The organism is Entomobacter blattae (assembly GCF_014672835.1).
Classification (GTDB): Bacteria; Pseudomonadota; Alphaproteobacteria; order Acetobacterales; family Acetobacteraceae; genus Entomobacter; species Entomobacter blattae.
Genome location: NZ_CP060244.1, coordinates 2,146,832 through 2,164,982 on the forward strand (window position 1 = coordinate 2,146,832; position 18,151 = coordinate 2,164,982).

An 18,151-nucleotide genomic window follows, 5' to 3' on the forward strand; every position below is an offset into this window, starting at 1 on the left:
ACATGTCAATTATTCTTCTCTGTCTCAATAGGGATCTACCTCAATAGGGAGGTTTACTAAAGCCCGCAGGTGAAAGGGTAAAAATTTCACATCCCTCTTCTGTGACCCCAATCATATGCTCAAATTGTGCAGAAAGTGAGCGATCCCTCGTTACGGCCGTCCACCCGTCTTCGAGAATTTTTACATCAGGCTTTCCAAGATTGACCATCGGTTCCACAGTAAAAAACATACCTGCTTGCAAAACCATTCCTTGCCCAGGTTTGCCAAAATGAAGAACATTGGGCACGGTATGGAAAAGGGTTCCTATTCCATGGCCGCAAAACTCTCTGACCACCGACATCCTATGGGATTCTGCATAAGTTTGAATGGCATAGCCAATATCACCCAAAGTATTGCCCGGCTTTACAGCTTTTAAACCCAGCATCAGGCATTCATAGGTAACATCAATCAGATTTTTGGCCTTGCGGGAAATGGCACCCACACTATACATTCGGCTTGTATCCCCATACCAGCCATCAAGAATGGAAGTGACGTCAATATTTACAATATCCCCTTCCATCAGCACACGCTCACCGGGAATACCATGACAAACAACATGATTAATGGAAATACAACAGGATTTGGGATACCCCTTATAATTAAGGGTTGCTGGCACTGCCCCATGGTCGAGCGTATAGTCGTGAATAATTTTGTTGAGCTCTTCTGTAGAAACACCCGGCTTTACATAAGGTGTTATCATATCAAGCGTTTCTGCTGCTAACCGACCCGCTGCCCGCATCTTTACAAAATCTTCTTCACCGTGAATAACCACCTGAGACGAGGTGCGCATACGCACTTTCTCCTAACCATTAAAACGCCGTTACAGTAATTCCTTAAATTGATGAAGTCTCATGGTCTGGTCAAGAATAAATTTTACTAAATTTTCTGCATCTTAAGCTGTTATACAACACAAAGGCAGGGCTATCATTCCTGAAAAAGCCCCGCCTCGAAAAACAAAACCCTCTTTAAAAGATCACTTTTTTTAAATACCCTTTTCAAATACCCACGTCACTTTTAAAGCTTATATCACCCTCAAAGCCTTACCCCTTATTACGATGAGCCGATTTTTTCACAGTCCTTGTATTCAGAGGAATTAAACGAACTTTCGCATTAACAGATGAAGAATGCAGAATGCGCACTTTACGAGCCTTGCGGTGACGGGTAGATAAAGAAGCTTCTGCTACTTCTGAAGCATTAGGAGAAGCCAAATGACGTACCGTCTTACGCCGATGCCGCACAGTATGGGCGGGGTAAGATGACGAAGCCCGGGCGAGTACCAAAGGATGCGTCACCACAGGGGCCCCTTCTCGAGCGAATCCATCATCAAGGATATTGGCCATAATGGAGCTTCTTTGCGGGTTGTTATGAGCCCCTAAAACAACGCCAATCAACCGAACATCTCCCCGTTGGGCTGAGGTCACCAGATTATGCCCGGCTGAAGCGGTATAACCAGTTTTAAGGCCATCTGCTCCCGGATAAATTTTTAGCATTGGGTCATGGTTGTTAATAACCCGCCCATGAAAAACGAAATATGGAACCCCAAAATAATGATAATTATCTGGAAAATCCTGAATAATATGGCGGGTTAGGGTCGCAAGATCCCGCGCTGTGGTGACTTGCTCTGGATCGGGTAAACCTGAGGCATTCTTAAAAGTGGTGTGATCCATCCCTAAGGCTCGGGCTTGCTGGGTCATAATTTGACCGAAAGCCTCTTCGCTCCCCCCCCCAAGCAATTCCCCAAGAGCACAAGCCGCATCATTGGCCGATTTGGTCACCAAAGCCAAAATGGCCTGTTCCACGGTAATATAATTTCCTGGACGCAACCCAAGCTTGGACGGCTCCATAGAAGCGGCATGAATAGAGATAGGAACCAGCTGATCTAGCGAAATTTTGTCTTCATCTAAGGCTCTAAATGCTAGATAAAGGGTCATAAGCTTCGTTAGGCTTGCAGGATACCTTTCCAGATCCGCATCTTGAGCTGAGAGCACCTGACCGGTGTTAGCATCTGCAACAAAAGAGCTAATATGGCCTGCATACTGGGCCCAAGCAGTGGTAGAGGCCATCCACACGCCTGAAAACATTAAAAACGAGGGGACAAGCTTTCGGCTCAACGGAAAGCGAAATAAAAAGGCGCACTTACGCTTCCTGCATGCTTTCTCTTCAACCATTGGAGTGGGCTGTTCTCCTTTGGAAAGAGGGGAACCCTTCTGAACAGAAGGAGAATTCCTCCTAAGTTCCTTGTTTATTTGCACTGTAACACCTCACAATCAAGCCTTTTACCGCTGCTTTCCGCTTGGGATAACGGGGTTTACCCTATTTATCAATGGCAAAACACCACGACTGGAGAATAAAACCCCTAACCCTTAATTAACTCCCTAGAAACCAAACCCTCACCTTTACCGAGGACAGCTAAAGGTTTGCTCAAGGACACACAGCCTTATTTCATTGACGCAATACACTCTTATTATACTTTCTAGCCTATTGATCCAAGAACAGAGAATACATAAATTACTGAAAAAAGCTGAATGTTTTAGTAACTCATTCATTTTTTCTGTTCCAGCATACGGTCTTCATTATTTTTACATAATACTATGCTTATGTACCATTCTGTCTATAATTTAGAACTAAAAAGTTAAATTATCTATAATTTATGTAACTGATCATAATAATTACGCTACTTTTATCACCGATTTCCCTTCCTTAAACATTAGAGCTGAATGAATGCCGATCACATCTTTTACCGCCCCTCATCATTCCTCCCAGCCTTTGACCAACCGGAATGCCTCCGCACCGTTATGGGCCCCTTATGGCGGGAAATCGCATTCTCCCTCTGATAATGAGGATAATAATAACAATAATTCTGGCACTTTTGTGGATATTGTGGTGCACACGCGCCCACTTATTAAAAAACCTTCGATGTACAAGGTGTTGATGCTTAATGATGACTACACACCTATGGAATTTGTTGTTCATGTACTGGAGCGTTTTTTTCAGAAATCCCGAGATGAGGCCACTAACATTATGCTGAAAGTCCATCAGCAAGGGGTTGGGGTTTGTGGGGTTTTTACCTATGAAGTCGCCGAAACCAAGGTAACCCAAGTGATGGATCTAGCAAAACGTAACCAGCACCCTTTACAATGCACAATTGAAAAAGACTAACCGCGATCCAAAATATAACCAAAGGGTTAATGAGAGGAAGAGAATCGTGCTTTTTTTATCATATAAAAATTTTTATCGTTAATTATTTAATCTTTCATCCCATATATCTGTTTAAAAAGTATAATATTTTTCACATTAATTCGCTCAAACCCCAAATGCACTCAAACCCTAGGCATTATACCATTTTCCACTAACCCGCTTTGAAAAGGCAAGTCCCAGCATGTTGTCACGCAACCTTGAACAGACACTTCACCGTGCGCTTTCTATTGCCAGTGAGCGTCGGCACGAATATGCAACCCTCGAACACCTTCTCCTGGCACTGGCAGATGATGCTGATACCATCACTGTATTCAGGGCTTGTGGCGTTGATATCAGCAAGCTTAAATCTGACCTCTCTGATTTTATTGATAAGGATCTCTCTGGGCTGGCCGCAACCCACGAGACCGAGCCCAAACCCACGGCGGCCTTCCAAAGGGTTATTCAAAGGGCAGCAATCCACGTCCAAACCACAGGACGCGATGAAGTGACAGGGGCTAATGTTTTGGTCGCCCTGTTTGCCGAACGCGAAAGCCATGCCATCTATTTCCTCCAGCTACAAGACATGACAAGGCTTGATGCTGTCAATTTCATCTCCCATGGCATTGCCAAAGCCCCTGGGGGAAGCCGTAGGTCTGTTCCGCCCACCTCGCCCCCTTCTCAGGATGAGGAAGAGCCTTCCTCTTCTGCCTCTTCGGAGAAAAACGCAGAAGCTTTAAAGACCTATTGTGTTAACCTTAACAAAAAGGCCGAAAATGGAAAGATTGACCCCCTTATTGGCCGCGATACGGAAATAGAGAGAACAATCCAAATCCTGTGCCGGCGTACAAAAAACAACCCCCTTTATGTGGGCGACCCAGGTGTGGGGAAAACAGCCATTGCTGAAGGGCTGGCCCGCAGGATTGTTGAGAAAAAAGTCCCAGATGTTCTCAAAAACTCTGTCATTTACGCTCTGGATATGGGCACATTATTAGCCGGAACCCGCTATAGGGGCGATTTTGAAGAACGACTCAAAGCTGTCGTTACGGATTTGGAAAACAATCCTGGCAGCATTCTTTTTATTGACGAAATCCACACCGTGATTGGTGCCGGCTCGACCTCTGGCGGAGCCATGGATGCATCTAACCTGCTTAAACCTGCCTTAGCGGCAGGAACTCTCCGCTGTATTGGGTCAACCACTTATAAAGAGTTTCGCCAGCATTTTGAAAAAGATAAGGCCTTGGTTAGACGTTTCCAGAAAATCGACGTGGGAGAGCCAACAATAGAAGATGCGGTAAAGATTCTTCGTGGCCTTAAATCCACTTATGAAAAGCACCATCAGGTGGAATATACTGATGAAGCCATTCGTGGAGCCGTGGAAATGTCTGCAAAATACATTCACGATAGGAAGCTGCCGGATAAAGCCATTGATGTGCTTGACGAAGTTGGAGCCTCTCGCATGCTCATTCCAGAAGAGAAGCGTGAAAAAATTATCACACTAGAAGATATTGAGGCGATCGTGGCTAAAATTGCCCGTATCCCCCCCAAGAGCGTTTCAGCTGATGATAAAGAAGTGCTCCGTTCCCTCGAACGCGATCTCAAAAGCATGGTCTTTGGTCAAGATAGAGCTATTCAGGCCCTCTCCTCGGCTATTAAGCTTTCGCGCGCTGGCCTTAGGGATCCAGAAAAACCTATTGGCAATTATCTTTTCTCTGGCCCCACGGGGGTAGGAAAAACAGAAGTCGCCCGCCAACTGGCTGCAACACTGGGAATTGAACTAATCCGCTTTGATATGTCAGAATATATGGAGCGTCATTCTATTTCCCGTCTTATCGGAGCACCGCCCGGCTATGTAGGGTTTGATCAAGGGGGCCTTCTGACCGATGCCATAGACCAAAATCCCCATGCCGTACTGTTGCTTGATGAGGTAGAAAAGGCGCACCCTGAGCTCTTCAACATTCTGCTTCAGGTGATGGATCATGGGAAGCTGACTGATCATAATGGAAAGATTGTAGACTTCCGCAATGTTATCCTGATTATGACCACCAATGCCGGTGCTGCTGACCTCAGCAAGGAAGCTATAGGGTTTGGCCGCTCAACACGGGAAGGAGAAGATGAGGATGCCATCAAACGTCTTTTCACTCCTGAGTTCCGTAACCGTCTGGATGCCATTATTCCCTTTGCTAACCTAACGCCCGATATTGTGGGCCTTGTGGTGGAAAAATTTGTTCTGCAATTGGAAGCACAACTGGCTGATAGAAATGTTACAATTGAGCTTTCTTCTGCTGCCAAAGAATGGCTAGTCGAAAAAGGATATGACAGGCTCTATGGCGCTCGCCCCTTGGGAAGACTTATACAGGAGCATATTAAAAAGCCCTTGGCAGAAGAACTCTTATTTGGAAAACTGATCAATGGTGGTGCTGTTAAAATCGCTTACGACAAAAAGAAAGACGATCTGGACTTCACCTTTATAGCGTCTTCCACAAAAAATAAGGGGAAGAACGCAACCTCTGATAATAATAATGATGAAAAGAAACCAGAAACGACTTCTTAAATTATAACTCTCTCTTCATCAGTCATAAACAGCCCCAAAACAAGGAAGATAGAACAAGGAAGGATAAAAATTATCCTTCCTTGTTCTTTATCTTACTGCAAGAACATCGAGACGTTGTGGAGATTGCTGTAAAAGTGGCCTCTGGGCGGATACCCATTATAGCGGAAACCGGCTCTAATAGTACTGCCGAAGCCAATGACTCCCCTCAACAATTTCAAATCAGCCAACCACCCCAGATATTCTAGATAAAAATAAAGAGCTGTGTAGCCTTGCCTTATAGCCGTGCCATCTGGGTTTCCCTTCTGCAAAAACGCTTCATACCTGCAAAACCCGCAAGAAGCGCACCTACAATGGGGAAAAGAAAAACTACACAAAATAAAGAAATTAAGGGCTGCATTTTCTTTAACCCTTCATAATAGTGGCATCTTCAACTTCAATAGAACCACGATTTCTAAAATAAACTGTAAGAATAGCCAGACCAATGGCTGATTCTGCAGCGGCACTGGGTTTATTATACAGTACCCAATAAGGAGATAACTTGCCCCCCCTCCCAACCACAAAAGCACTGGATAAGGTCGTTAGCTGTTAGTTTTCACCAGGAGTTTATCGGTCACTTCCTGATCCTCTAAAAAAGCACAATTTCGCCCGATAGCTTTTTTCCTTCATCAATCTCTTATTCTTTTCATTTATTCATAACATTGGCCATTAATAATCACATACCCTGCGATAGGCCATTTCCTGCTGGTTCCGTGATGGGTCCAATCAATTCCCTGTCGGCGAACACTGTCAAAATAATAGCGGCCGACAACTTCTGCATAATCCCCTTTTTTGACCCACGGCCAATCTGGGCTGTTGATTCTATCCAAGGCTGAAACAATCCGTATGGAAATGCCTGCCCCCGTATCCACATAAAAATATCCATGCCGACCACTTCTTGTTCTGCGCTCATAGGAAACAGCAACAACTTTGCCGCAGATATGGACTGGCACAGCGCCTGTAATCTCATGCTGTTCAAACTTAACCTGCTTTCTATGAAAATCCGTATTATCACAGACAGCAGAAACAGATTGCGCATAAGCGACAGCTCCAAAACCCACATTCACACCATGGTTCTGAAGTGGCTGAAGAAAAATCGTTGCCCCCAAAAGGGCACAAATAAACCGGTTCATATGATTACTCCACTCTCCACCCTATAAAGGGGTTAATTGATTCAACAACATAAAGCTCCCTATGGAAGTTGCTCCTTACAGGCCTAGTCTTCGTGTAATAAATCTTCACGAATTTTTTTCAGTGAGGCAATCACTTCAGGTGCAGGGGTTGGTGGTGAAAGATTCATCGCCAGTAGGGCCTGAATAATGGATTCTATCACTACAAGCCTGGCAAACCATTTACGATCAGCCGGAACAACCACCCAAGGAGCAAAGGAGGTGGATGTTTTTATAATCATTTCCTCATAAGCCGTTTGATAAGAGTCCCAATATTGGCGCTCCTGCATATCTGCTAAGGAAAATTTCCATAATTTGGTATCATCCTCCAAACGCTGTAAAAAACGTTTCTTTTGCTCTTTCTTTGAAATATGAAGAAAAAACTTTAACACCACTGTATCTGAACGAACCAGATGTTTCTCAAAATTACAGATATCTTCATAACGTCCATTCCAAAAGGCTTCATCAGGCTCTGTCATAAGAACCCGTTCTTTTTTCAGCATTTCTGGATGCACACGGCTAATTAACACATCTTCATAATGGCTACGGTTAAAAATACCAATACGCCCTTTGGCAGGCAAATGCAGATTAACACGCCATAAAAAACTACGAGCCAACTCATTCTTGCTCGGCTGTTTAAAAGAAACGACACTAACCCCTTGCGGGTTAATCCCTGACATAACATGCTTAATGGTACCATCCTTACCACCAGCATCCATGGCCTGTAACACAATGAGTAAAGATTTGCTCGAATTGGCATAAAGAAGTTCCTGAAGGCCAGAAAGCCTTTGAATACTCATCGCCAGTAGCTTCTGACCCTCATCTTTATTTAATCCCAATATCTCCTTTTCATCAGGATCATGATCAGAAAAGGAGAATTCTGAAGGGTTGGTAATAAAATAGGGCCCCAGCAGGTTCTTACGTAACTCATCCCTCAGCCCTCGAACCAATAACAGTCTACTTTCTTTGTCTGATAAATGTTCCATCATTCTTACATCCATAGATATTACAGATTGCAAACACAGCACTATATTGCTAGAGCTTATGCGCTGTTCCTTAAAACAATGAGCGCAAAATCCTCTAGTAGGTTACTCCTTGCCGTAATCTCAGGCTTTTTCCTTCATCGCACCATTTTTTTAACATGTAGCATTACAAATTTGCCTTCTAATTTTAATTATAGGTTATAACTTAGCAGGTCATTTCTTTTGTCTCTCTCTTATAATTTTGACATTTTCTCCCTTTACCGTTGCCTTTACCTAAGCCAGAACGTTATGGCTTTATTCATACCATCACCCATTTCCTTCACTCTTCTTCCATACAGAGTTCCATAATGACGGAAACTATCATACACCCCTCATCCTTAAGTGGTTATCTTCTTGTTGCAACACCCAATTTAACCGATAGCATTTTTGCTCAAAGTGTCATTTATATCTGCGCTCACTCGGTTGATGGAGGGGCAATTGGCCTGATTATCAACAAAAAGCTTGATCATAACGTTACCGAGGAAATTACTAAACAGCTCCATCTTATGGATAGCCATAGTTTGAGTACTATTCCCATTACCCTGGGTGGGCCGGTTGAAACGGGCCGCGGATTACTCCTTCACTCCACTGAGTGGGATAATAAGAACAGCATGCCGATTACCCCTTCAATTTCTCTCTCTACAAGCATTACCATCCTCAAGGATATTCTCTCTTCCAAAACCCCCCAAAAGGCTCTTTTGGCTTTAGGGCATTCCAGCTGGGAATCTGGGCAACTGGAAGAGGAATTAAAGCATAACGCCTGGCTTCCTATAAAAGCTGACGATGATATTGTTTTTGGAAAAAACTATGCCCAAAAATGGCGTAAAGCCCTCCTCACGCTGCATATTCAGCCAGAACATCTCACAACTTTTTATGGGCATGCCTAACCCGCCCCTATGCGAGATTCAAAAACGCTATACGCAGAAAAGTCTCTCGCATGTTTTTATCTCACCTCATTTTCAACCACACAAGAGAGAGGCTGTTTGTTACTCTAAACAGCCTTCCCTACTTTCAAAAAATCAGAGAGTGTGCCTACTCCCTTAAAGGCACCCCTCTTTTCAATCACAGTGTATCTTTCCTAATCGTTTATCTGTTTCCGAAATGCTTTTATGGCGTCCTGTAAAGTTGAAAAGCCATTCTTAGAAAGAATACTCTTCAATTCTTGTTTAATACGATTAACAACTTCGGGTCCCTCATAAATAAAAGCTGTATAAATCTGCACCAAATCAGCTCCCAACTTTAGCCTTTCCCATACATCCTGCCCGGTCTCTATTCCACCAACACTGATAAGAGTAAGGCTTCCTTTCGCTATTTCGGCAACTTTTTTCAATTTTGCCAGGCTTAATTCTCTCAGCGGCCTTCCGGAAAGCCCCCCACTTTCTTTGGCAAAAGGACTTTGCAGCCCCTCTGGACGTTGTAAAGTTGTGTTGGTGATAATAATTCCCTGAGCTCCCCCTTCAATAATAGTCTGCACAATAGAAGGCAAATCCTGATCTTCAATATCGGGAGCAAGTTTGACAAAAAGTGGAGGATGCTCGGAATGGGCATGATTAATCGCCTCCAAGATCCCTTTAAGGTGGTCAGCCTGCTGAAGATCCCTTAGGCCAGGAGTGTTAGGAGAGGATACATTTATAACGATATAATCCGCATACGCTTTAACACGTCCTACCAGGAAGGGATAATCCTTTAAAGGGTCTGCACCTTCCTTATTAATACCAATATTAACTCCTACCGGGAAAAAAGAATCCTCAAGGGTTTTTCTCTTATTTCGTGCATGAATAAATGCGGCTAATCGAGAGAAAACCTTCTCAATACCCTCATTATTAAACCCCATTCGGTTTATAATCCCTCGATCCTCCTTAAGGCGAAAGAGACGGGGTTTAGCATTGCCCGGCTGAGCACGGGGGGTGACTGTGCCGATCTCAACAAAACCAAACCCCACCTTCCCCATAGCGGGTACCGCTTGGCCATTCTTATCAAACCCTGCGGCCAACCCTAACGGATTAGAAAAAGCAAGCCCTTGCACCTGTTGAGAGAGACTATAATGGTTTTTTTTATCCCATGTGGATCGGCCAGAAACCCCCCAGCTAAATCCTAATATTGCCAAATTATGGGCCTGTTCTGGATCCATTTTCATGAGGATTGGCAAAGAAAAATGTGTTAAATAAGATATAAGATTACCCATGAAAATTGTTTCCGTAATTTTTAATGCAACTAAAATTATATTCCATACTTAAAACAATAATACTCAACCATTTATACCAATCGGAATTAACAAATTGTTATTATTTAACAAATATATATAATTTATTAGCCATTATACTGCCCAATTGATTCAATAATTTATAAATCCAAAATATAACAATGGAAATTATCTGTTTTAACGGAATATTTTCCCAATAAAGCAAGGTGAAAAACGAGTTGTAATATGATAACTCATACGAACATATGGAAAGCTATTGACTTGTTGGCAGCAGAGAAAGGCCTCTCCCCCTCTGCCTTGGCAAAAATGGCAGGGTTAAATGTTACAACATTTAACCCTTCCAAACGTGTATCAGCTGATGGACGAAAACGATGGCCCAGTACGGAAAGCCTTGCCCTTATATTGCATGCAACCAATACAACCTTAAGCAATTTTTCAGACTTGCTCGATACGGTTAATTTATCTTCTTCTCATTCTCCAAAAAAAACAAAACAAAGCCACTCAAAAAAAGAAAAAATTGATATATTTTTTTCAATCCTTCCCATGTCCAGCCTTGAAAAATCTTCCTGCTTTACTTCTGAAGGATTTCCCTCGGGCACAGCTTGGAAGCATGAGAAAAAAAACCCTCTTTTATATCTAAACCCTTCTTCTTCCTATGCCCTGATTATCGATACGAAAGATTATGAACCGGTTTTTGCTTATCAATCGACGCTTGTGATCTCAACAGTGACGGTCATTAGTAAAAAAAGCTATATTTTTTATCAAATTAAAAAACATCCCAAACCCGCCTTTGGGTATCTCCTCAACAAAACAGACACGCACCTTGAAATTCAATCCATCAACAGCATTGGCTCCAAAACGGTTCCCCTTACAAACCTTAAGTGGTTTCACCGTATTGTTGGCCAATCTTTTTAAAAGCCAAAAACGCCTCAATCTTTCTAGACAAATATTACCCGCAATAACCAGAACAAAAAACCAGAAAGAGTAATCGCTGCTGGTAAAGTCAAAACCCAGGCCATAGCAAGCATTTTGATTGTGCTCCACTGTAGCCCAGAACCATTCGCAACCATTGTCCCGGCTACAGCAGAAGTTACAGCATGCGTTGTGCTAATAGGGAGATGAAAACGGTCTGCAGCTTGAATAAGGCCCATGGCAACAGTTTCAGCGACAGCACCCTGACCATAGGTTAAATGGCTCTTTCCAATACGTTCACCCACAGTAATAACAATCCTCTTCCACCCCACCATCGTTCCTAAGGCCAGCGCCAAAGCAACAGACACCTTAACCCAGCGTGGTATGAACTGTGTGGCCTTCAAGGAAAGTTTCCGAAGACCCTCTATCTGTTTTTTTTCTTCCCCACTAAAACTTGATGAATTTTGTAACGAAGGTAAAATCTGATTAATCAGGTAGAGATCATTTCTAAAATTCCCGCCACCGGCCTGTAAAATGCTAACATTTCCATCTCTAGTCAAAATCATACTCTGAGCATTTTTTAAAAGCACATGCACAGATGAGAGCGTGTTTGCATCAATTTTACCGCTCTGGATAGCATCTGTCACATTGTCACGGGCAAGCTGAGGGCTGAAGGGTACAAGCCCTTGGTCTACCCTGTTCAATATGTGCTCTACCACGCCTACCTGACGAACGAAAAGCTCTTTTTCTGAGTAAGACCCCACCCCATTGAGAGCATAAGCCGTTGGAACCGTTCCAATAAGAATAAGCATAATAAGGCCCATACCTTTCTGCCCATCATTGGAGCCGTGGCTAAAACTAACCCCCATACACGTAAAAATCAGCAAGGAGCGAATAGTCCAGTGGGGTGGCTTATCTCCTTCAGGAGATTTGTACAAGGCAGGAAGACGAACCAGATATCTGAGCGCCACCATAAAGACTGATGCCAGAAAAAACCCTGCAATAGGGCTAAAAACCAATCCTTCAAAAACCTTTATCGCCTGCGACCAATCAACACCACTCACCCGGTCATTCCCTGCTAGGATCTGGTTCATCAGCCCCACACCAATAATAGACCCAATCAAGGTATGAGAAGAGGAATTGGGTATGCCGAAATACCAGGTTGCCAAATTCCACAATATGGCGGACAAAAGAAGGGCAAAAACCATAGCAAAACCAATATTACTGCCCACAGAAAGCACCAGCTCTATTGGCAAAAGAGAAACAACCGTAAAGGCTACCCCACCCGAAGAGGCCATAACCCCAACAAAATTCCATAATCCAGACCAAATCACAGCCCAGTGAGGTTTAAGACTTCTACTATAAATAACAGTGGCTACGGCATTAGCCGTATCATGAAAACCATTGACAAACTCAAAACCCAGAGCAATGAGCAAAGCCAAAATCAGCATGATATAGGGCACCACAGAGGCCATAGCTGGCTCGTGACCGATATCTTGATGAATGTGAAAAAATGTATAGGCACCGCCTACAAGAAGGATAACGAAAAAGAGCAACCCAAAAACAGGCGAGGCCACCTGGTTTTTCCTGTAAGCAGATTCGTGTTCCGTAGGTGTCATAAATTTATTCCGGATAAAAAATTCCATGCCGACAGATACCATCTTCTTCTCTAAGATGGTAGAATACCGGAAATTCTGCTCTATCAAGTAGGAGCCTATAGAAGGGCGGCATTACGATTTTTTTTGACATTTTACGCCAATCAGCGGGCTCGCAATTCCTTGTTTGTGTTTTTCCTCAGGCATGATGTAAAAGATCACCTTTGCAAAAGCCCAGCTTCAGAATATAGGCATTTTGTAAACCAAATGCTTATTTTCAGTACCCTTAACGCATAAAGAAAAGAAAGACAACAGCCTTGTTAATCCCTTTTCTTTCTGTATAAAAACCTTTCCATAATAAAATTCACTTCCCCCCGCTCAAAGTCATTCAACCTCTAGAGGGAAGAATGCCGTACAACAAAAGCCGGGCTCTTTTACAAAAAGCCTGGCCCTGCAATTCTATCACTCTATAATCCTATAACTCTATAAAGCCTTCTTAGGCAATAAGCAGCGCTGTTGAGTAATCATCAGCTCTTTGATCATAAAAGCTCAAAGCTGCTGAATAGCGCTATTTCCAACATTCAACACTTTGCCATGTAGCACGGTGGTTTCTTTTTGTTTTTCCCAGTCCCCAGACCCTACCATTATTACCGGGAACCGAGAGAACCTTTCCATTATCTAGGTATTTTTATTCAAGGATCATTCAACCTTACGAAATTTTTAAAATATCTTTATTATTGTCCCCTATGAAGCTTTACATGCTAAATTTCACCGCTCCCTGATATCGCTGCTATTTATTTTTTGCAAAACAGCTTTTTTACTTAATAATCATGAGTTTTTATAAAGAATAAAAAGCTGGTTCTTTCATACGTAAAAATGGTCTGCTTCAGAGGCAATAATGTGTTTATGAGGTCAAGTAAGGGGTCTTGTCTTTAAGAAATAAGGGTAAGGAAAGAGTTGCCCGAGAACTTCCATTACCGTTATGGATATCACCCAGAAATTGAGACCAAAAATTGAGAAACGAACACCGCACTTTCCGCACATCACCCATGGAAAAACCATGCCTTTTTCAAGGCATGGCAAAAAGTGAAATATTCTTAAAACAAGTTGTTCACAACAAATGAGCAAAAGAACTCCCTCATAAAGAAGTACCCATTCTATGCCGGTTTAAATATCCTCAAAGGAGCCAAAAAGCTCATAGTGAATATGTTCAGGATTAACCCCTAAGGAGAGGAGCTGTTTTTTAACAGTGCGCATAAACTCTCTCGGCCCGCACATAAAACAGACAATATCTGGATTGGCAAAATACGCTTTTACCTGATCCAAATCCATTCTCCCTGAGTGAATACCTTGCGGGTGCCCTTCTGCCCGGGAGTACCAAATATCGGTGGTCAGCTGGGGCATCTGAGAAGAGATTTCCTTCACTTCAGCATCAAAAGCATGGGCTTCCTGACTACGGACGCAATGCAGCCAATGAATAGGATGCTTGTAAGACTGAGCATGCAATGTTTTTAACATCGACAAAACAGGAGTTTGCCCAACACCGGCAGAAATAAGAGCTACAGGCCCCTTTAAGGCTGCAACATCCATAAAAAAATCCCCAGCAGGTGCCGAAAGATGGACTATGTCCCCTTCCTGAATATTAGCATGCAAAAAGGGCGAGACCTCCCCTTTATCTTCCTGTTTTACAGCAATACGATAATATTTCCCATCTGCAACACAGGGAAGAGAATATTGCCGAATAGCCCGATGCCCCCACCCCTGATCTGAAACATAGATAGAAATATATTGCCCAGGCTTGAATTTTAAAACGGGTTTTCCATCAACAGGCTCAAGAACAAAACTCATAATCAAAGAGCTTTCCTGTGTTTTTTTAACCACCCTGAACTCTCTTGTTCCTTTCCACCCTCCGGCTTGGGAAGTCTCTGCTGTGTATATTTCTGCCTCCCTGTTAATAAAAATATCAGCCAGCACACCGTAAGCCTTAGCCCATGCCTCTAAAACTTCTTTGCCAGGAGCAAGAAGCTCATCTATTGTGCCAAGCAAATTTTCTCCAACAATAGAATATTGCTCAGGCGTAATACCAATGCTGACATGTTTTTGGGCTATACGCTCTACAGCTTCCTGAATTTGTGCAGGGTTTTCAATATTAGCGGCATAGGCACAAACGGCATCAAATAACGCCTTTGGCTGAGTATTGTCTCTCTGATGAGCCATATTGAAAACGTTTTGTAAGGCGGGGTTGGATGAAAGCATCCTTTTATAAAAATGTTTTGTTACTTCAGGGCCCGCTTGAACAATGGCAGGTATCGTGGATTTTACAACATCTATCGTTTTTTGGTCTAACATAGCATTACCTTAATTTTTTTCTTCTCATGTCATGGTGCTAAAATAAATATTTTACAAACAAAAGTTTCTCAAAAATGATGTAAAACATTTACATGTTTAATAATCCAAAAAAGCCTGTAAGAAAAGAAAAAATTAAATTTTTGTAAAAAGATGCCCTGACTCACTTGGGAGCCAAAAGCACAAAACACCAGCCATAACGGTGGTGTTTTGAAAAATACACTCCTAAAAACAACAGAAAACCTGCTTATATTCGAAGGGATTACCTTTTCGTTTCCGGATAGCGATGGTACTGTACACGCATGGCCCCATAAGCCACTATTCCCCCCAGGGCTGTTAATATAACCCCTGTTAAAAATATGCCGCTATAACCAATGTAATCTTGAGCAATACCCAAGAAAGCCAATGTAATCATAGAAAAATCGAGGAAAAGCGAATAAAAACCAATGGCTGAACCTCTGTTTTCCGCACCTACAATTTTAGTTAACTCAACACCAAGGGCAGGATAGACCAATGAGAACCCTCCCCCAATCAAGGCACACCCCAAAATGGCTACCAACGGTACAGGAGCTGCCCAATAAACCAAAACTCCAACGGTTTCTACCGCAAAAGAAATAAAAGCAATGGAAAATCCCCCCTTACGGTCAATCATCTGGCCAAAAAACAATCGGACTAAAACAAAAACTATTCCAAAGCTGGCAATGGCCTGTCCGGCATAGGGGCCCCACTGTATCGCTCCAAAATAAAGGGCTGTAAATGTCATGATAATACCAAACCCAATAGAGCCCAAAGCCAGAGAGGTTCCGTGAAGGTAAATTCTTTCCAAGATCTGGGAAATTTTTAAACGTTTGCTCCCTTCCCGTAGAGAAGGTGGGGCGATATGGGGCCGCAGCAATGCGATCCAAAGCCCAACAGCACTTATGGCAACAATAATCACCCCTACCCCTAAAATACCCCATGCGGGATAAAGAAAGGTTGCCAAATACCCCCCCAGCGCAATACCGCCATAAGTTGTAATGCCATTCCAGGAAATGGCCCTAGCCGTATGCTGGGCTCCTACTGTTGCAATATTCCATATTATAGTCCCGGTGGTTGACCACCCCTCTGAAAGGCCCTGTAAAACCCGTGCAACGATCAGAATGGTTAGAGCCAATTCAGCATGAGAAGAAAACACCCCTACACAGATCAGCAAAACACCATAGAAAAAATTGGCAGCCATGCCCATTACCACAGACCTTTTGGCCCCAATATGGTCGCAAACCCAGCCTGCTGTAGGCTGCGCTATCGCTGTGGCCAGATATTGTATGGCGTAAACAGCTGTTGCTACGGCAACTTTATAGCCCAGCCCTTCATGAACAAAAAGCGTTACAACAACCGTGCCAAACCCTACGCTGACATAGGCGATAAAGTTATAGATCACCCCGTAAAGAATACGAAGAGTGATATTTCCTGATACGGAAAGTCTATACCAAGGCAATGCCATTATACAAACCTCTACACCCGTGTTTGTCGCGTTGTGAGAAAATAAGGAGTATGACCAGGGACAATACTCCCATTAAAACCCCCATAACAATTCATGCTAATCCTTCTCATCAATAGACCAAAAACTGGGCAAAAAACATTCAAAAAGAACAAGGGGAGAAGTGTTTTTATAAAAAACTGAACGCCGAACCCAATAATCTTCAGCCAGCCCATCGCTTTGAGGTGTATTAACAGCAGGAAGCGCCTTTTTTGAAAAGCCCGTAATAAGAAAATGAGAAGAAGGAATAGTAGAAACAGCAAAGGCCTCCCGCAGAACCCCTTGCCGAAACACCAGACTCGCCAAAGGGGTGGAGGAGAGTGCTGCAACCGCTTTCCATTCGCCCGTTATGTCCTTCTTATCCAGAAAAGTTGAAGCATAAACAACGGGTTCTGCATTCACCATCAAGCGCACCCTTCTGACCCATAGGGTTGTGTGCTGAAAAGGATAAGGGGCAAAAATGGAGTTACCATGCTTTTCCATAGCATTGTCCCAGTATCCCTCAAATAAAACATCGACCGTGAATGGCCCTAAAAGTTGCAGATGTGCACTCAAAGAGCCTGTCTTAAAAAGCCATTTCCGCACTGTAGAAGAGACATCGTTTTCCAATGCCTGTTTCCATATCAACACTGATTACCTCTCTCTTACAGGAAGTCATTCCCTTCAACCGTACCACTCCCCAGAATCACTCCCAAAAAAGGATAAAGTGGTAGGTCACTTATCCAAAACACCTGAGCCAAAACACTCGAAGCAAAATACTCAGGCCAAAATATTTAGATTAAAACACTCGGGCCAAAACACCCCCAAAACACCCAAGGGTAGTTCCAATAAAAATGCTTCTCTTTTTCCATAAAAACTTTATATTTCCACTCTATTATCATACTACAGCACACATACTATATTTTTAGGAAACCACGATGAAAAAAACTCTCCTTGTAGCCTTTGCTCTAACCTGTGGCACCTTACTACATAAGGCGTATGCCCAAACCCCAAGCAGTTATTCCGAGACAATTAAAAACCCAACTTACAGCACCACCTTCAAATCGCTTGTCAGCAGTCACCACCTACCCGCTTGGGTTCTCTCTTCTTCTACCGATATGGGCAGCCAAAACGTTACCCTCAACGGCAAAAACATGTATGTGATCTCAGCTTGTAAACCCCATGAATGTTCAACACAAAAAATAGCTTTCCTGATCGACAGTAAAACTCGCAAAATATCGGGTGTTTTTTCTTCCTACTCCGAAAAGAGCAACACCCAAAACCTGAAATGGATCAACATAACCCCAGAGGATAATCTTGATGGTCAGACGGTGCTCTTCAGCGCATTAAGCGGAAGCTTGGAAAACCACCCAAAAAATTTCAACTTTTAATTTTTCCTACCCCTATGGCTTAAATAGTGTTAGGGCTTTCTGAAAAAGCTCCCCAAAATTACGTGCATAGGGGCAAACCCCTTCTCTACCTAAAGGCTATGGGCTATGGGATTCTTACCTTAAGGGGTTGTGTTTACAAAAAATGAATCCCTTTTTTTATTAACGAGATATTAAAGCAATTTCTTTAATTATAGTCATGAAAGGCTTCTTCT

The 18,151-nt window shown here is 43.0% G+C and carries 15 protein-coding genes and 1 pseudogene; 6 read left to right on the forward strand and 10 right to left on the reverse strand.

All coding sequences use genetic code 11. The annotated features are described in order from the left end of the window. Positions 1-40 precede the first annotated feature (40 nt). Both map and JGUZn3_RS09550 read right to left on the reverse strand, forming a co-directional pair. Complete coding sequence (gene map, locus JGUZn3_RS09545) at positions 41-829, reverse strand: type I methionyl aminopeptidase (protein WP_203413296.1); 789 nt, start codon at positions 827-829, stop codon at positions 41-43. Between the two features lie 250 nt (positions 830-1,079). Next, positions 1,080-2,120, reverse strand: coding sequence for a D-alanyl-D-alanine carboxypeptidase family protein (locus JGUZn3_RS09550; RefSeq protein ID WP_238996964.1), 1,041 nt, complete (start codon positions 2,118-2,120; stop codon positions 1,080-1,082). A 640-nt stretch (positions 2,121-2,760) separates the two neighbouring features. Between JGUZn3_RS09550 and clpS the strand changes: the two genes are divergently transcribed. The 3 genes from clpS (at position 2,761) to JGUZn3_RS12690 (ending at position 6,012) form a co-directional block, all read left to right on the forward strand. Beyond that, positions 2,761-3,198, forward strand: coding sequence for an ATP-dependent Clp protease adapter ClpS (gene clpS, locus JGUZn3_RS09555; protein ID WP_238996802.1), 438 nt, complete (start codon positions 2,761-2,763; stop codon positions 3,196-3,198). 220 nt (positions 3,199-3,418) lie between these two features. Further along, complete coding sequence (gene clpA, locus JGUZn3_RS09560) at positions 3,419-5,767, forward strand: ATP-dependent Clp protease ATP-binding subunit ClpA (protein ID WP_203413298.1); 2,349 nt, start codon at positions 3,419-3,421, stop codon at positions 5,765-5,767. 80 nt (positions 5,768-5,847) lie between these two features. Then, positions 5,848-6,012, forward strand: coding sequence for a dihydrodipicolinate synthase family protein (locus JGUZn3_RS12690; protein WP_338030738.1), 165 nt, complete (start codon positions 5,848-5,850; stop codon positions 6,010-6,012). A gap of 157 nt (positions 6,013-6,169) precedes the next feature. On the opposite strand, the pseudogene JGUZn3_RS09570 reads toward JGUZn3_RS12690, so the two are convergent. From JGUZn3_RS09570 to JGUZn3_RS09580, 3 genes and pseudogenes are all read right to left on the reverse strand, one after another. Next, positions 6,170-6,271 (reverse strand): annotated as a pseudogene (locus JGUZn3_RS09570) (NADH-quinone oxidoreductase subunit K); the annotation flags it as partial. Between the two features lie 182 nt (positions 6,272-6,453). Further along, positions 6,454-6,936 (reverse strand): DUF3465 domain-containing protein, encoded by a 483-nt coding sequence (locus JGUZn3_RS09575; protein ID WP_203413299.1) that lies wholly within the window; start codon positions 6,934-6,936, stop codon positions 6,454-6,456. 83 nt (positions 6,937-7,019) lie between these two features. Continuing rightward, positions 7,020-7,961 (reverse strand): polyphosphate kinase 2 family protein, encoded by a 942-nt coding sequence (locus JGUZn3_RS09580; RefSeq protein ID WP_238996803.1) that lies wholly within the window; start codon positions 7,959-7,961, stop codon positions 7,020-7,022. A 341-nt stretch (positions 7,962-8,302) separates the two neighbouring features. Between JGUZn3_RS09580 and JGUZn3_RS09585 the strand changes: the two genes are divergently transcribed. Continuing rightward, entirely contained in the window at positions 8,303-8,881 is a 579-nt protein-coding gene (locus tag JGUZn3_RS09585) for a YqgE/AlgH family protein (RefSeq protein ID WP_203413300.1), read from the forward strand. 191 nt (positions 8,882-9,072) lie between these two features. Here JGUZn3_RS09585 and JGUZn3_RS09590 read toward each other — a convergent pair whose 3' ends face one another. Beyond that, positions 9,073-10,167, reverse strand: a complete 1,095-nt coding sequence (locus JGUZn3_RS09590) for a quinone-dependent dihydroorotate dehydrogenase (protein ID WP_408871778.1) — start codon at positions 10,165-10,167, stop codon at positions 9,073-9,075. Positions 10,168-10,422: 255 nt separating this feature from the next. On the opposite strand from JGUZn3_RS09590, the gene JGUZn3_RS09595 reads away from it, so the two are divergent. Then, the gene (locus JGUZn3_RS09595; RefSeq protein ID WP_203413302.1) at positions 10,423-11,112 is read left to right on the forward strand and encodes a helix-turn-helix transcriptional regulator; all 690 of its coding nucleotides are present in this window, start codon (positions 10,423-10,425) and stop codon (positions 11,110-11,112) included. Positions 11,113-11,135: 23 nt separating this feature from the next. Here the strand turns inward: JGUZn3_RS09595 and JGUZn3_RS09600 are convergent, their stop codons facing one another. The 4 genes from JGUZn3_RS09600 to JGUZn3_RS09615 all read right to left on the reverse strand — a co-directional run bounded on the left by JGUZn3_RS09600 (position 11,136) and on the right by JGUZn3_RS09615 (position 17,196). Further along, positions 11,136-12,728, reverse strand: coding sequence for an inorganic phosphate transporter (locus JGUZn3_RS09600; RefSeq protein ID WP_203413303.1), 1,593 nt, complete (start codon positions 12,726-12,728; stop codon positions 11,136-11,138). A 1,143-nt stretch (positions 12,729-13,871) separates the two neighbouring features. Continuing rightward, positions 13,872-15,053: an NO-inducible flavohemoprotein gene (hmpA, locus tag JGUZn3_RS09605; protein ID WP_203413304.1), complete on the reverse strand. Its 1,182-nt coding sequence runs from the start codon at positions 15,051-15,053 to the stop codon at positions 13,872-13,874. A 259-nt stretch (positions 15,054-15,312) separates the two neighbouring features. Then, on the reverse strand, positions 15,313-16,533 hold the full coding sequence (locus tag JGUZn3_RS09610; protein WP_203413305.1) for an MFS transporter: 1,221 nt from the start codon (positions 16,531-16,533) through the stop codon (positions 15,313-15,315). 96 nt (positions 16,534-16,629) lie between these two features. After that, entirely contained in the window at positions 16,630-17,196 is a 567-nt protein-coding gene (locus tag JGUZn3_RS09615) for a chorismate--pyruvate lyase family protein (protein ID WP_203413306.1), read from the reverse strand. A 290-nt stretch (positions 17,197-17,486) separates the two neighbouring features. Here JGUZn3_RS09615 and JGUZn3_RS09620 point away from each other — a divergent pair, with 290 nt between their 5' ends. Beyond that, positions 17,487-17,939: an Ivy family c-type lysozyme inhibitor gene (locus JGUZn3_RS09620; RefSeq protein ID WP_203413307.1), complete on the forward strand. Its 453-nt coding sequence runs from the start codon at positions 17,487-17,489 to the stop codon at positions 17,937-17,939. Positions 17,940-18,151: the final 212 nt, after the last annotated feature.

Bases quoted from the DNA above. Each gene is read 5' to 3' on its own strand.
- map (WP_203413296.1), bottom strand. From the start codon at position 829: ATGCGCACCTCGTCTCAGGTGGTTATTCACGGTGAAGAAGATTTTGTA.
- JGUZn3_RS09550 (WP_238996964.1), bottom strand. From the start codon at position 2,120: ATGTTTTCAGGCGTGTGGATGGCCTCTACCACTGCTTGGGCCCAGTAT.
- clpS (WP_238996802.1), top strand. From the start codon at position 2,761: ATGCCGATCACATCTTTTACCGCCCCTCATCATTCCTCCCAGCCTTTG.
- clpA (WP_203413298.1), top strand. From the start codon at position 3,419: ATGTTGTCACGCAACCTTGAACAGACACTTCACCGTGCGCTTTCTATT.
- JGUZn3_RS09575 (WP_203413299.1), bottom strand. From the start codon at position 6,936: ATGAACCGGTTTATTTGTGCCCTTTTGGGGGCAACGATTTTTCTTCAG.
- JGUZn3_RS09580 (WP_238996803.1), bottom strand. From the start codon at position 7,961: ATGATGGAACATTTATCAGACAAAGAAAGTAGACTGTTATTGGTTCGA.
- JGUZn3_RS09585 (WP_203413300.1), top strand. From the start codon at position 8,303: ATGACGGAAACTATCATACACCCCTCATCCTTAAGTGGTTATCTTCTT.
- JGUZn3_RS09595 (WP_203413302.1), top strand. From the start codon at position 10,423: ATGATAACTCATACGAACATATGGAAAGCTATTGACTTGTTGGCAGCA.
- JGUZn3_RS09600 (WP_203413303.1), bottom strand. From the start codon at position 12,728: ATGACACCTACGGAACACGAATCTGCTTACAGGAAAAACCAGGTGGCC.
- hmpA (WP_203413304.1), bottom strand. From the start codon at position 15,053: ATGTTAGACCAAAAAACGATAGATGTTGTAAAATCCACGATACCTGCC.
- JGUZn3_RS09610 (WP_203413305.1), bottom strand. From the start codon at position 16,533: ATGGCATTGCCTTGGTATAGACTTTCCGTATCAGGAAATATCACTCTT.
- JGUZn3_RS09620 (WP_203413307.1), top strand. From the start codon at position 17,487: ATGAAAAAAACTCTCCTTGTAGCCTTTGCTCTAACCTGTGGCACCTTA.